A 14,671-nucleotide genomic window follows, 5' to 3' on the forward strand; every position below is an offset into this window, starting at 1 on the left:
ACTCGTTTTTCACGCATCTTTGCTGGCATGAAACGTTCCATAAGATCAGGAGATATCTGGAAAAACAAAGATTCCTGGTAATGTTCTACATAATATGGTTTTCTTATAGGCTCATATACATGTTCACCAATAGATGTATGATAGGGGATCTCAAATATCTCTGATGCTGCTTTTCTGATAGACTCTACCAAATTATCAATATGCTGTTGTTGTTCTTTCATGCGGACTGCTATCTCCCGGTCCATCATCTCTGAAATAGTATCAAGTTCATGTGTGAACCATTCCGGGATAGCATCAGCTACTGCCTGCTGTGCTGCATGCTCTTGATCATGCGATGATTCAAACATGACCCTTTGGGCGAGTTCCATGAGCTTTGCACACAAAGGAGCTTGAAGGCTCCTTATATGCTCTTCCAGTAGGTCTTTGACTCGTTTCCGGTCCCCATTGAGGATGTCTTGGACGTGGATACGTTGTTGCTCCGCCTCAGAAATCTTTTTTTCAAAAAGGGAAAGTCTATTCTCCAATTCAGTTAGCGGTAGTTCAAAGGTCCGAATTTCCAGTTTTATCTGAAGATATGTTTGATTGAAAATATCAAGAGCTTTTCTTCCGATAGCATCCTTCAGAACAATATCCTTTTCGTGGGCCAGAAAATTTATCAGGTAATCAGAGACTTCAGAAAGGTTGCTTTCATTCCATTTTTGTATGTCACCCGACACCTTTGCCTGCAAACCCTTTTTTGCAGATACGGCAAATATCGGAGTGCTGGCATCTATACCTGCATCTTTTACCAGTACTTCTTTGTAGAAATCAAGCGCCTTGGCAAGCTCAGCTTCAGTAAGATAGTCCACCTTGTTCAGTACGAAGAATAATTTTGAGACCTTGTTTTTGATATCTTTGAGAAATGTTAACTCAACCTCTGTGATAGGTGGATCAACTGAAACCACAAATAGCGCTGCATCACATTGTGGAAGGAAATTGATAGTTACCTCAGTGTTGTGAAGATACGTGGAGCCAATACCAGGCGTGTCGATGATCACAACATCGCGAAGGATAGGGGCTGGGTGAGAGACATCTACCTGGAGCACTCCTTTCCTGTTCTTAGGGTTGTGGTCTTCGGTGACGAAGTCCATAAGTTGTTCGTTCAACCATTGAACTTCCGAGAGGTGTTCAGGGGAACCGAGGGAATCTTTGTCTTCGGCTAAATACCTGGATTCACTGTTAAGTATAATATCCGCCCGATCATCTAGATACTTTATCTTGAGTCGTTGCTGCTCTCCATATTGGATGAAAGTGGGAATTGCAGTTAGGGGGATTACCGAGCTAGGCAACACCTCTTCTCCAAGAAGTGCATTGATGAGAGTGCTCTTTCCCCTCTTGACCTGTCCGAGCACTGCTAGATGGAATCTCCCTTCTGAAAGACGTTGTTCCAGCTCATTCAGCTTCTGCGCATATATTTCATAAGCAAGACCTATAGCTACAACAAGCTGTTTTCCTGTATTCAGGGTATCATACAATTTTTCAGGAATGAATAGTTTGAACTCTGCTTCTGGAGTAGGCTCTGAAGAAAAGGAATTTTCATCCATCAAATTACTCCTGTTCAGTGTATCAGTTAGTGTAATGAGTTACAAAGACCCATCTCATTAAAAAGTGATGATGACGACTTTATTTTTTCACATTTCCATCATAAAATACAACTTTTATTTTTTCCTCTGTGATCAAACCTTGATTTATTACCTCGTCTAGCTTTGGCCTGATCCTGGCAATATTTTCTTCAGTATCAGCGACTTCGATAAGTATTGGAAGGTCGGTTGATAAGCGCAGTATAGAGGTTGTATGGATATAACTGTTCTTTCCAAAACCTGTGATGCCTCGAAAAACGGTTGCTCCTGCTATGCCCTCAGATTTTAGCATCTCAACTATGTGCATATATAATGATCTGCCTTTGTACTTATCAGATTCTCCAATGAATATTCTCAATAATATTGCTGTAGACTCTTTTCTCACCTGAATCCCCTCCACAGGTCAGTTACAAAGCTCAAAGCGGCGGTCTTCCCTAAGTATACAGCAAGCATCGAAAGCAATACTGTAGCCACTATATTGATGGTCAATAACATCAAGTTAGAATTCTCTAAAAGTCTGAAAGACTCATAACTGAATGTTGATAACGTGGTGAAAGCACCTAGTATCCCAATTGTTAAAAATATCCTGGTTTCTTCACCAAATATGCCCTGATATTCAGAAAGGTACATTATCAAACCCAGAAAGAAACTTCCAATGACATTTACGGTCAAAGTACCTAAAGGGAAATTCACAAAACTGTTCTGTACCCATCCACCTATGGTGTATCTCAGGATAGCACCTATAAATCCGCCTATGCCTATTAATAGAACTGTATACAAAAGCACACCTCATCACTTCTGTAGAAGTCATCAGCATAAGCGGTTCTGACCTGATTGCCAAGGCGGACCTCATCACCTTCTGATGGCTTTGTGCCCATCAAATAAATAGATTCTGTTTGTTGCTCATCTTGAATGAACTACAAACTTTTTACCGACTCTACAAGATAATCTCGGAGTTATCAGCTGTAACTTCTTGGTTCAATGATCTTTTCCAGCAGCTCCAAACTTCCTGTTTTCTCAAGCTGCCTGTAGATGAGTTGCCATGCACAGTCCTTTTCCGTGTAGACCTCGCATTTACCGGATATGGAGCCTCCACATGGGCCGTTGAGCAGGCCCTTCGGGCAGTTGGCCTTAGGGCATATACCGCCGAATTCCTGTATATTGCATGCACCGCACATCTCGCATAGCTGGGGAAGGACCTGTTCCCCTGACCTTCCTCCCAGAGAATCAGTGTTATTGGAAGGATAGACCGGTACATCCACAAGTCTGGATACTACTGAAGTACCGCTGCCGCATGCCATGACAAGGATGGCATCGGCCTTCCGTATGTCCGGACCTTTCTCAACGAGTGCTCCATAGGACCGGATGCTGCAGGCGGCGGTGGGCAGAACCCAGCCGACAACATGTTTTCCGGCTGCTTTCAGTTTCTCGCACATGTCAAGCACTTCGGGCTCGCCTCCCACATGCAGCCTTGCAGCACAGACATTACAACCGATCACAAAAATATTGTCAATACCCTCAAGGGCGGCAAGCACTTCCCCGAATGGTTTTGAAGAAGAGATGATCATAGCTCCCTCAAATAGCGGTACTCCACATTATCATCAAGCTGCAGCGTATCCAGGATCATCCTGGAAACAACAGGCAGGTTACGGGCCTGGCATTCGAGCTTTTTCGCAAGCTTTTCAAGCTGTAATATCGTCCCCATTATAAGGATGTCAGTGCTTTCTGTTTCATGGGACACTGCATTTCTTTCAAGGGCTGCATCGCCTCCTCTTGCGAGGATCTCCTGCTTGATTATCAGGGCTTCAGTGGTGGTTATATTGGATATTCTCAGCACCCTTGAAACGGATTTCTTTTTCATGATCCGGGAGCCGGTCCCGGTGACACCCATCTCGTTCATGGTCCTCACAGCATCTTCAGGGTGCACAATGTTCACCACAGAAACCTCAAAGCCGTTATCTTTTACCACAGGCTGCCTGCTGCGCATGGCCGCTGCCACCTCTACTACATCCATTGTCTGGGGCACATCGTGTGTCCTTATGATATGTGCTCCCTTGTGCACTACAATAGCAGTGGCAGCCAGGGTACCATACAACCTCTCCTCTGGCGGCCTGTGCAGCACCGCATCGATACAGGATTTGCGCGATATCGCTGCAAGGAGTGGTCTGTGGAAGACCTTTAGCCTTTCGAACTGATCGATGGTCTCGAAATCATATATTGGTATCTTCTCAGGCACCCATTTACCGATGGCAGGGTCAAGAATGAGCTTGCTGGTGTCCATGCCTTTGTCATGTGCCTGCATGATGATACTGGCCAGGGAGTCCATTATGGCATTCATGCTTATCGGATCTCCGGGGATCTTCCCGGTAGCCATGGCCACTGCAGGACAGCCATGCTCCGCCAGAACATCCAGCATTCTATCATCGGCTTTGAAACCGGAAACATCGTTGATCATGTCGGCTCCCAGTTCAAGGGCCTTTTCAGCAATGTCAGCAAACATCGTATCCACTGAAATGAGGACATCGACGTTATCTTTCAGAATATCAAGCGCAGGTACAAGCCTTTGCACCTCTTCTTCCCTGCTTATCACAGGCTTTGCAAGCAGCCATGTGGAACGTGCTCCTATATCCAGGATAGTGGCACCGCTGTCCACCATACTGTGTGCCTTCTCCAGTATGGAATCCTTGTTCACCACAGATGATCTGTAAAAAGACTCCTGGCTGAGGTTTAGAACTCCCATTATCCTTACAGGGTGTTCATCACCAACTTTCAAACCGCAGATATCTGCATCAACTACCATTTTCTACCCGAAAAAGTATGGAATCGATAAATAATGTATCATTATTGCTATTCAGAAGAATCTTTAGCTGCCATCAGCACATGTTGCATGAGTATGGATATCGTCATTGGACCCACACCTCCGGGTACGGGGGTTATGAGGGAGGCTTTTTTGATGACGTTCTCAAAGTCCACGTCCCCGTACACTTTTCCGTTCTCTTCGGTGATCCCCACATCAAAAACAACAACTCCTTCTTTTACCATGTCGGCCTTGATGAGGTGTTTGACCCCAGTGCCAACTACGAGTATGTCGGCATCAAGTGTGTATTGTTCCAGGTTCTGGGTGAACACATGACATACAGAAACCGTGGCATTGCGATTGATCAGCATTGCAGCCATAGGTTTTCCCACAACGTTGCTGTGGCCGACAACAACGGCATGCTTGCCCTGTATCTGGACACCATGCTCTTCCATTGCCCGGATAACTCCTTTGGGAGTGCAGGGTACAAGGCCTTCATTGCCTATCAGGAGATTTCCCATGTTGTACGGATGAAAACCATCTGCATCCTTCCTGGGATCTATGGCCAGCATGGCCTCTTTTTCGTTAAGATGGCGTGGAAGAGGTAGTTGCAGCAGTATTCCGTGAATATCATTTCTCAGGTTAAGCTGCTGAATGTGAGCTATAAGCTCCTCCTGTGAGGTCGTGGCCGGAAGATCGTGGTCTTCTGCATGTATGCCTATCCTTTCACATGCTTTGTGCTTAAGGCGTACATACATCTTTGAAGCAGGGTCTTCCCCTACCAGAATGGTGGCAAGGCCAGGGGTTATGCCCTTTTCCGCTTTAAGTGCCTCTACGTCCTTCTTTACCTCTTCCTCAACCTTCTTTGCAAGGCTGCGCCCATCGATCACCCTTGTGCTATATTCCTCGTCCACCACGCCACTCACCTCTTTACCTATATATTGGGAACCTGCTGCAGAGCTGTTCCACATCAGAGCTGATCTCCATCAGAGCCTGCTCGTTGCCAATGTTTTGGATCACGCTCTCTATGAAACCTGCGATGTCCACCATTTCCATCTCTTTCATGCCCCGGGTGGTTGCAGCGGGGGTACCTATCCGGACACCGCTGGTAATGAAAGGGCTTCTGGTCTCGAAAGGTATGGTGTTCTTGTTGAGGATGATGCCAGCCTTGCTCATTGCTGCTTCCGCATCCTTTCCGGTTATATCGAACTTATTGAGGTTAAGGAGCATTACGTGGTTGTCGGTTCCCCCTGAAACGATGTTGAAATCCCTCTCAATGAGGCTTTCAGCGAGCATTTTCGCATTCTTTACTGTCTGTTCCTGATCCAGTCTGAACTGTTCGCTCTGAGCTTCCTTAAAGGCGACGGCCTTTGCAGCTATCACATGCATAAGGGGTCCACCCTGTATTCCGGGGAATATGGCCTTATCAAGCGCTTTTGCATATTCTTCCCGGCACATGACCATTCCGCCCCTTGGCCCGCGCAGGGTCTTGTGGGTGGTGGTGGTCACGAAATCCGCGTAAGGTACAGGACTTGGATGTACTCCGGCTGCCACAAGTCCGGCAATATGGGCAATATCGGCCAGCAGATATGCGCCAACTTCATCAGCTATCTCTCTGAAGCGCTTGAAGTCAAGGGTGCGGGAATAAGCAGATGCTCCGCACACGATCATCCGGGGTTTTGCCTGCTTTGCCATCTCCATAAGTACATCGTAATCCAATGCCTCTGTTTCCCTGGATACTCCGTAGGGTACTATCTTGTAAAGCTGGCCGGCAAAGTTGACCGGGCTTCCGTGTGAAAGATGGCCTCCGTGTGAAAGGTCCATGGACATTATTGTGTCCCCTGGTTTGAGTACTGAGAAATATACGCCCATATTGGCACCTGAGCCGGAGTGGGGTTGCACGTTCACATGCTCTGCGCCGAATAAGGCCTTTGCTCTGTCTCTCGCCAGGTTCTCGGCAATATCTACGAATTCACAGCCTCCGTAGTACCTCTTACCGGGGTAACCTTCAGCATATTTGTTCGTCATTATCGAGCCCTGTGCTTCCATGACCGCACGGCTCGTATAGTTCTCAGATGCTATAAGGTTGAGTTTGTAGTCCTGGCGGTTCGCTTCAAGCTTCAGTGCCTCAGCGATATCGGGGTCTATCTCTGAAATATAGGACATGGTATCATCCAATTACAAGCTTTTTTAAAGTTACTTCTCTCTGCGTAGTACAATCCTGCCATCCACTTTAAGCTTACCCTCAGTGAAGAGTTTTACTGCTTCGGGGAATATCCTGTGTTCCTGCTCCAGTATCCGCGAGGCAAGCGTGCTCTCTGTATCATTATCTTTCACAGGTACGCAGCTCTGGAGTATTATGGGCCCGCTATCCATTCCTTCATCCACGAAATGCACAGTACATCCTGCGACCTTGACACCGTATTCAAGTGCCTGTCTGGGACCATGCAGACCTTTAAAAGAAGGAAGCAACGCAGGATGTATGTTCATGATCCGATCTTTATATGTCTGGATCACTTCACTTCCTAATATCCTCATGTATCCCGCGAGCAGCACCAGGTCCACACCATAAAGCTGCAATGTTCCAATTATCTTTTTTTCAAATCCTCTCTTGCTTCCATAGGCTTGCGGATCTATAAAAACAGCATCTATCCCATGCATCTTTGCACGTTCTAATGCATAAGCATCTTTAACATCACTGATGACCACGCTGAGCTTTACGTTCTTTAGATAGCCGCTTTCCACATGGTCGATGATAGACTGAAGGTTGGAACCTCTGCCTGATACTAAAACTCCTATATTGGTGGTCATTATAGGCTTTTAAAGTATCTTCATATAATTAGGTTTTTGGATTCGGTCCACAACTGAAATAAAAATATCAATGTTTTTTGCACTTTGTCTTCTCGTCAATGAGGCTTACGAACTCCTCTGGTCCGGCCATTCTATCCAGTTCTTTTTCTTCGATAAGAACTGTGTTCTCTACAGTTTCTGACTTGGTCGGACCTTTTATTATGAACACGGACCTTGTCTGTGTTACACTGGAGATGCTGCTCATCAGATCAGCTCTTTTGATCATCGCACTACTATAAGTGCTGACCCCTGTAAGCATTGTATCGTGGTTATCTTTGGATATCGCTTTGAAAGGTGCCTGGGATGTTGAAACCACTTGGTATCCCAGGGAATGCAGCATATCAAGAACATTATCCTCTTGCGGGTATTTCTTTTCCTCTATTGGCATTGGCGGTTCCTTGAGTTTCTTTTCAAAAGCCTGTAGTATATCTATGGATTTCGCAAGTGCAACATCAAGCAGCTCTTCCAGATGCAGCACTACATCTATGGACGCATCCATTCCGCCTTCTTCATATTTGCTGATGGTCCTCCTGGAAACTCCCAGCTCAGTGGCAAGGGTGCCCAGGGACATTGCCTGCTGCGTACGTGCTTCTTTCAGCACATCACCATCTATCGATACGTATAATCCTCCCGGTGCCGCAGATACAAGCGGAGGCACGTTCTCCACAAAGTAATCATAAAGTGTCTGCACGTTGACCGCAGGTATGTCATATCGCATGTACACTACACTATCTTCAAGCATCTGATCCCGGGTCTTGGCACCCACGAGAATGGCTGAACCGCCCAGATATCGCGCAAGTGCTTTCATCTCATAGGCTGTTTCTTCGTTCAGCCCATCTATATTATACAATACTTTGCAGAAAAGCAGGATGTTATCTTTCCTTGCAGCAAGATCAAAACTCCTCGGCCTGATGTTACAGCGCTTTGAAACAATGAAGTCCGCCTGTTTCAGTACATCTACTATCTGATGTATGAGGATGTCTTTTGTCATGACTAATAAATGATTGTTTGCGCATCTATATGAATTTTTGCCCTTATGTTATCCTTACCCCATCTTTCCTGCAGAAAACTTAATTGTATGCAGCTCATCAATAACCCAGATTATCAAGGTCAACACCATGTTCATAGGTATAGATGATACGGATTCAAGGGAAGGCATGTGCACAACATATCTGGGAGCCCTGCTTATGGAGGAACTGCAGCAGTATGGCAGCATCCATGAGCTTCCTATACTCGTTCGCCTCAATCCCACCATTCCTTACAAGACCAGAGGCAACGCATGCATAGGCATTGATATAGTAACCTCTTGCCCGGATAAAGTGATGGAACACGTCATTTCCAGGGTCGCAGCAATGTCAGCAATGGAATGCGAAATGACAAATCCGGGAGTTGTCTTTGTACAGGATGATGAAGCAGGCAGGGTCAAGGACACACTGGGTACTTTTTTCCAGCGCGCTGTAAGAACTGTCCTGTCCATCGAAGAGGCAAAGTCCATGATTGCTGAAACTGGCCTGCGGGCCAGAGGGTTCAAGAATGGCAGAGGCCTCATAGGCGCTTTGGCTGCATGTGGTGCTATGCTGAACCCCGGATGGGACCACACATTTGAGTATCTCGCCTACCGGCAAAGGGAGAAATGGGGTACCCTCAGGAATGTGGATAAAGAAAGCTTCTTTATCGCAGATGGTGTCACTTATCCCGCTACATGGGACACAGTGGATGTGTCGAATGGACTTGTGGTGTGCGTGCCTCATTCTCCGGACCCGGTGCTATATGGTATCAGGGGCAGGGACCCGGATGTGGTGAAAAGGACAGCGGAAATGATAATCTCAGAACCCCTGGAAAGATCATGCATATACTGCACTAACCAGGGAACTGACATGCATTTGTTACCCATTGACAGTATATCCGGGATAGAAGAGATGCAGTCATATATAGTATCAGGTTTCGTATCAGAGGACCCATTTACAATACCTGGTGGACACACGATATTTCAGATATCTGATGTCAGTGGATTTTCTGTAGAATGTGCGGCCTTTGAACCAACCAAGGATTTCAGATCACTGGTGCGCAAGCTCATACAGGGAGATGTTATCAAGGTTTATGGGAGCTTTATGAACAAAGCCCTGAACATCGAGAAGATAGAGGTCGTTTCTCTTGCACCGTTGGTGGTTTCCCATAATCCCGAGTGCCCTTCCTGCGGGAAGAGGATGGAATCCGCGGGCAGGGGACAGGGCTACAGATGCAGGAAATGTGGCACAAGATCATCTTCTTTGGTACAGGTACAACAAAAAAGGAACATTGAGCCAGGCATGTACGAGGTGCCTCCGTGTGCCCGCAGGCATCTGGCCAAACCGCTTGTCAGGATGCAGCCCTCAGGATCAAACATATTTCCATCACGATAATATCATCTCAAATATCCAAGATCTGCTATAGGTGGCGTTCTCAGTTTGTGGGCATTCATCTTTATCCTGCGCATCACCGAATCTGCCTGTTCCCCTGTAATGCCCACGGTGTTCCGTGCCACCTCGTTAGTCTCTCCTTCAAGCAGCAGTGAAAGGAACCGATCCACTTCTTTATATGTTATGCCCAGTTCTTTTTCATCGGTCTGACCACTCCAGAGGCCGGCAGAAGGTGCCTTATTGATAATGGCTTCAGGCACTCCCATCGAGGCCGCAAGCGCCCACACGTCGGTCTTATATAGATCCCCAAGAGGCAGGATGTCTACCCCTCCATCGCCATGCTTTGTAAAATAACCCAGCAGCAGCTCTGTTTTGTTGCCTGTGCCTATGACCATCCGGTTGAGCATGTTGGCATGGTAATACAGCACCGACATACGGATGCGGGCCTTAAGGTTCCCTTTTGCATGGGGAGTAGCCTTATCCCCATCCGGAATATTCGCAAGGTAAGCTCTGATCATCTCCGAGATATCTATAGCCCTGAAATCTATGCCCAGTCTGTGTGCCACTTCGGTTGCGTCGAGCACATCCTCCGCAGGTGTGAGATTGAGTTCCGGAAGGTGTATGCCCAGTACTTTATCCTTTCCCAGGGCTTCAGCAGCTAAATATGCTGCAAGTGCGGAATCGACCCCTCCGCTGATACCAAGTACAACTCCCCCGGCATTTGCTTCATGTACCTTTTCTCTGATGAAACCAACGATCACTTCCCTTGCTTTCTCTGTGTCCATGTTCCTGTCCTCTGTAGTGGCCTGAATTATGATCGTGTATTAAATACGATCCTTTACTTTGTTTCTGTTCTTATTGCTGCATCCTACTTAAAATAAAGTTTCCCGCTCAAAGGTTTAATCTATCTGGAAGTTCTTATGCAGCTGCATGCCTCTTTATATAGCCGACTCTGCTGTCTTCATAATGGGAAAACCAGTTGATGCTACTTCTACCATTACTGTTCCTTCAGTGGCGGATGAGCTCAAAAGCAGTGGGTCAAGGCTTCGCTTTGACCTTGCCAGGGAACAGGGTCTGGGAGTGGAATTGCCCTCGCAGGAGGCGCTTGACAGGGTTGCAGAGGTTTCCGGTGTATCAAAGGACCATGAGGAACTGTCCCTCACTGACATTGAAGTGCTTGCCAAGGCTTATGATCTTAAGGAAGAGGCGGTGCTCCTTACGGACGATTACGCAGTGCAGAACGTTGCCAGTATGCTGGGCATAAAAGTAGAGCCTGTTGTCCAGAAGAAGATAAAGGACGTGCTTATATGGCAGAAGGTCTGCATCGGATGTAAGAGGAAGTTCGATTCGGGGGATGTATGTCCCGTATGTGGCTCTCCTATGAGAAAAGCACGCAAAAGAAAATTATAACAATACTTGTATATGTAGTAATGACATCTTTATAGAATACATTTTAGAATACCTGTTAAGAAGATCACAGGCAGGGATCATATGAAGAATATAGAGAATCTGATTCAGAAGGCAGTGGAGTTACAGTCCAACGGGCTTACCTCAAGGCAAATAGCAGATGAGCTTAACGTTTCCAGGGATACTGTGACCTGGCTTCTCACCCGTGCAAAGAAAGATGTAAGCACACCTGCACCCAAGGACATTTCTGTGAACTGGGCCAACATAGGCAAGAACGCTTACAGGCTACGTAACATTTCAAAAGTGCTCTGTGATTTGGTATTGGAGTCTATGGAGCAGACAGAAGATGATGTTGATCTCATTGTGGGTATCGGGCTTAGCGGTGTACCCTTAGCGAGCCTTATGGCAGAAGAGCTGGGTACAGACCTTGCGATCTTCCACGCACATTACGATCCTGCTGATGACAGGAGCCTCAAAGGTGATTTCAGCGGGAACTTCAGTACTGTAAGGGGTAAGAAATGTGTTATTGTGGATGATGTGATCACCAGTGGTTCCACCATGACGGGAGTGGTCAAACGCATCCATGAAGAAGGCGGAAAACCTGTTGCAATAGCGGTCCTGGTGGATAAGAAAGGCGCTGAGGTCATTTCAGATGTGCCTGTAAGGCCATTGGTACGCATAGTCCGTGTGGACTGAGTAAGCAAATACTATTGAAAATGAGCGTAGCTGGAAGGGACGTTTATTCCACTTCCACTGCTCCTATCTTTTCTGCAAGCTTTGCCAGTACCTGGGTACGCATCCCTTCTACGAACTTTATGCTGCCAACCACCAGGTGCCCTCCTCCGCTGACGCCACCGCCTTCTATCTCATCGTGGAGCTCTCTGACCATTTTTGGTATGTTCATCTTGACATACTTGGACCTGATGACAGCAAAGTCAGGGCCATATCCCAGTGTGACCACTGGCTTACCTTCGTATTTCCGGCAAAGTCTGTCATGCACCTCGCCAGATGTTTTTCCGGGTGGTGGGAATGTGAATTTGTGGGCATGGTTCTCTACGTCCAGAACGTTCAGTATGGCACCGTTGGGAAGCTTCTGGGCCTTAACATGTGCCATGCATGCTTCAAGCTGCTCGTTGATCATGCCGTTGGCCTGCTCACAGAACAGGCTGACAAGTTTCTTATGTGTGTTATGGTCCCCCATATCCAGTATGTCATCCACTATGCCTTTGCCACTGCTGAATTTAAGCCAGTATGCTGCATAGTCAAGCGCAAGGGCCATGTCCTTAAGGTCCTGCAATGAATACCTGTCGGATATCAGCTTAATATAATCCCTTGCCTCATCCGAATCGGCACGGTCCCCCACACCTGCAACCGCAGGCAGGTGCAGGATCTCTTTTTCAATATCCGGGTTTATCATGCGGGCAACTTCAGTACAGAGCATGCCTGCAGTGATACTGTAATCGCCCCCCACATGCGCCGGATTGACATGAGCTTTGAGGAACTGGTCAACTTCCTTGTCAGGATGGTGATGGTCAACGACAACCATCTCAATATCGTATACCTGGGCTATCCTGAAAGAAGGCAGGTCTTCCAGGGTAGAACCATTGTCCACACTTATGACCAGGGGCATTTTCTGCCCATGCCTGACGGTATCTTCCAGGGCGAAGGAAACATCCCGGGTAACGTCTGTCAGCTCATAGAAAGGAGCCTTTGAGGGAGCCCTTTTGTAGAAATAGTATTCGCCATCAGAACCATTAACTTCCTTGATGAGCGGAAGTATTGCCCTTTCAATGGCAACCGCCGCTGTCATACCGTCGGCATCGGCATGATGTCTCAGAAGGATGGGCTTGGACTTGATAACAGCTTTACGTATCTCCTTTGCGACCTGTTTCATGGCCGGCCTGAGCTTCTCCAGCACATCGCTCTTTACCAGGAACTTGATCTCATGGGGTTCAGCCCTGCTGTCGATAGCAGCTTCTATACGGGTCCTTATTTCTTTTTCCTTGTCCCCGGTCAACCGTTTCATGCTGCGGACCTCAAGCTGGACGTTCTCTCCCCGAAGCTGTATCTCACCGGTAACAGATACTATCATGTCGGCATCTATGTGCGGATATGCTCTCTCCCCTGCGCTTTCAAAGGCTGCGGCAGATATCTGACCGGTCTCATCGTCAATGGTAAATATGGTCGGACCTGCCGTTTGCTTTACCTGTATCACCTCTCCATGGACCCTGACCGTCTTGCCCACGTTTTCGGAAAGCTTTGAGGAGTTAAGATCAGGAAGCTCTTTCTCTATCTCCACTGTCGTGTAGGTGCTGATGTTCCTGGGAAGCAGGTCCAATTTATTATTGTTCCTGATCTCCTTCACGCTAACAACAAGGCTGTCTCCGATCTTTGGCGTTTCCTTAATGTTGCTCGAATGGATAAGCCCTCTCATTTTTGAGTTGATATCAACGAAGGTCCCAAAGGTAACATTGCTGTTGACAACGCAATGGTATAGTTTTCCGATCTCGATCTCATCAATGGTACAGGAGTCATCAAGCTTGTAAACTACCTGCTTCTTGCTACAGCTTTCACACACTTCTTCTCCATCCGCAAGCTTGTCCATGGGTGAACCGCATGTCTTACAAGCGTATGTTACACCTTTTCCATTGCATGCTCTACAGGCGTCTTTTTCTTCGAGGTCCCCGGTCCCTCCGCATTTAGGACATGCTGAACCACTGTTCAGGAAATTTGCAACATCTTTTTCGGAGAGTTTCATAAAGTCTATTGATCTGGATTTCCCGCTTCCTTTACATTCGGGGCATTTCTTCGAGGAGGTGACAATGTATCCCTTTCCCTCGCACTCTGGACATCTTTCGCTCATTTTATCATGCTTTAAATGGAATATGTGAGATTTATGTCTTTGGTCTCCAGCTGTATGGAGTCCGCTCAAAAATCAGTATCGAGCCACACTCAATACAATTTATATCAGTTTGCAATTTCACACAACAAAATCAATCAGGTTAATAAAGCATAAAATCATCTTATTATTTGCTGGGTCTGAAATCCAAAAACTGTTCGCTTTCATACTTTCGTGTACATACCCTCAAACAAATGTTCGGACCCCAGCTCCTTTCTTTGCTTTCACGAACATCACCATTAACTTTTTAATATGTGGTAACCCTTTACCTATAAATGGACAATCATTAAGCAAGTAGCTATTCCGCTACTTGATAGGGAGGTACTATGGCTCTATTTGACATCCTTTTTCCAGTATTAATTCTCGTAATTTTCATCTTATCAAAAGCTATCAAGATCGTAAATGAATACGAACGTGTTGTTATCTTTCGTTTAGGCAGACTAAGCGGGGTAAAAGGCCCGGGCCTGTTCCTCATAATACCTATCATCGATACGGTAGTAAAGATTGATCTGCGTGTGGTCACCATCGATGTGCCCAAACAGAACGTGATAACCAAGGACAATGTCACAGTGGATGTGGATGCTGTGGTATATTACAAAGTTGTGGAACCTTCTTCCGCTGTCAATGAAGTGGAAAATTACAAGTATGCTACTTCCACTTTATCCCAGACCACCTTGCGTGATGTGATCGGTCAGATCGA

Annotated in this window: 15 protein-coding genes and 1 riboswitch; of the genes, 4 read left to right on the plus strand and 11 right to left on the minus strand. The window is 46.6% G+C overall.

The window, feature by feature from the left end; translation table 11 throughout:
- The 9 genes from A4E24_RS08895 to A4E24_RS08935 all read right to left on the minus strand — a co-directional run.
- On the minus strand, positions 1-1,583 hold a 1,583-nt coding region (locus A4E24_RS08895; protein WP_292352931.1), incomplete at its 3' end, for a dynamin family protein.
- 79 nt (positions 1,584-1,662) lie between these two features.
- Positions 1,663-2,004, minus strand: coding sequence for a DUF190 domain-containing protein (locus A4E24_RS08900; RefSeq protein ID WP_292352932.1), 342 nt, complete (start codon positions 2,002-2,004; stop codon positions 1,663-1,665).
- A complete protein-coding gene (gene crcB / locus A4E24_RS08905) occupies positions 2,001-2,399 on the minus strand; it encodes a fluoride efflux transporter CrcB (RefSeq protein WP_292352933.1) in 399 nt (132 codons plus the stop codon). Before crcB ends, A4E24_RS08900 begins: the two co-directional genes overlap by 4 nt.
- A 14-nt stretch (positions 2,400-2,413) precedes the next feature.
- A riboswitch (Fluoride riboswitch) is annotated at positions 2,414-2,485 on the minus strand.
- A gap of 93 nt (positions 2,486-2,578) precedes the next feature.
- Positions 2,579-3,187: a methylenetetrahydrofolate reductase C-terminal domain-containing protein gene (locus A4E24_RS08910; protein WP_292352934.1), complete on the minus strand. Its 609-nt coding sequence runs from the start codon at positions 3,185-3,187 to the stop codon at positions 2,579-2,581.
- Positions 3,184-4,419: a dihydropteroate synthase gene (gene folP, locus A4E24_RS08915; protein WP_292352935.1), complete on the minus strand. Its 1,236-nt coding sequence runs from the start codon at positions 4,417-4,419 to the stop codon at positions 3,184-3,186. The genes A4E24_RS08910 and folP overlap by 4 nt, the downstream gene beginning before the upstream one ends.
- 47 nt (positions 4,420-4,466) lie before the next feature.
- Positions 4,467-5,333 carry a bifunctional methylenetetrahydrofolate dehydrogenase/methenyltetrahydrofolate cyclohydrolase gene (locus A4E24_RS08920; RefSeq protein WP_292352947.1) on the minus strand — a complete coding sequence of 289 codons (867 nt, stop codon included), beginning with the start codon at positions 5,331-5,333 and terminating at the stop codon, positions 4,467-4,469.
- Between the two features lie 13 nt (positions 5,334-5,346).
- Positions 5,347-6,582 (minus strand): serine hydroxymethyltransferase, encoded by a 1,236-nt coding sequence (gene glyA, locus A4E24_RS08925; protein WP_292352936.1) that lies wholly within the window; start codon positions 6,580-6,582, stop codon positions 5,347-5,349.
- Positions 6,583-6,612: 30 nt separating this feature from the next.
- Positions 6,613-7,227: a phosphoribosylglycinamide formyltransferase gene (gene purN / locus A4E24_RS08930; protein WP_292352937.1), complete on the minus strand. Its 615-nt coding sequence runs from the start codon at positions 7,225-7,227 to the stop codon at positions 6,613-6,615.
- A gap of 67 nt (positions 7,228-7,294) precedes the next feature.
- Positions 7,295-8,257, minus strand: coding sequence for a transcriptional regulator (locus tag A4E24_RS08935; RefSeq protein WP_292352939.1), 963 nt, complete (start codon positions 8,255-8,257; stop codon positions 7,295-7,297).
- A 127-nt stretch (positions 8,258-8,384) separates the two neighbouring features.
- Here A4E24_RS08935 and A4E24_RS08940 point away from each other — a divergent pair, with 127 nt between their 5' ends.
- Positions 8,385-9,668 (plus strand): tRNA(Ile)(2)-agmatinylcytidine synthase, encoded by a 1,284-nt coding sequence (locus tag A4E24_RS08940; protein ID WP_292352940.1) that lies wholly within the window; start codon positions 8,385-8,387, stop codon positions 9,666-9,668.
- A gap of 2 nt (positions 9,669-9,670) precedes the next feature.
- Here the strand turns inward: A4E24_RS08940 and A4E24_RS08945 are convergent, their stop codons facing one another.
- The gene (locus A4E24_RS08945; RefSeq protein WP_292352948.1) at positions 9,671-10,477 is read right to left on the minus strand and encodes an NAD+ synthase; all 807 of its coding nucleotides are present in this window, start codon (positions 10,475-10,477) and stop codon (positions 9,671-9,673) included.
- 118 nt (positions 10,478-10,595) lie between these two features.
- Here A4E24_RS08945 and A4E24_RS08950 point away from each other — a divergent pair, with 118 nt between their 5' ends.
- Complete coding sequence (locus A4E24_RS08950; protein WP_292352941.1) at positions 10,596-11,075, plus strand: NOB1 family endonuclease; 480 nt, start codon at positions 10,596-10,598, stop codon at positions 11,073-11,075.
- A gap of 81 nt (positions 11,076-11,156) precedes the next feature.
- The gene (locus A4E24_RS08955; RefSeq protein WP_292352942.1) at positions 11,157-11,768 is read left to right on the plus strand and encodes an orotate phosphoribosyltransferase-like protein; all 612 of its coding nucleotides are present in this window, start codon (positions 11,157-11,159) and stop codon (positions 11,766-11,768) included.
- Positions 11,769-11,811: 43 nt separating this feature from the next.
- Here the strand turns inward: A4E24_RS08955 and A4E24_RS08960 are convergent, their stop codons facing one another.
- Positions 11,812-13,935, minus strand: coding sequence for a DHH family phosphoesterase (locus tag A4E24_RS08960; RefSeq protein ID WP_292352944.1), 2,124 nt, complete (start codon positions 13,933-13,935; stop codon positions 11,812-11,814).
- Positions 13,936-14,297: 362 nt separating this feature from the next.
- Here A4E24_RS08960 and A4E24_RS08965 point away from each other — a divergent pair.
- Positions 14,298-14,671, plus strand: a 374-nt coding sequence (locus A4E24_RS08965; protein WP_292352945.1) for an SPFH domain-containing protein, incomplete at its 3' end; no start/stop codon positions are given.

Origin of the sequence: Methanomethylovorans sp. PtaU1.Bin093, assembly GCF_002067275.1 — an archaeon.
Taxonomy (GTDB): Archaea; Halobacteriota; Methanosarcinia; order Methanosarcinales; family Methanosarcinaceae; genus Methanomethylovorans.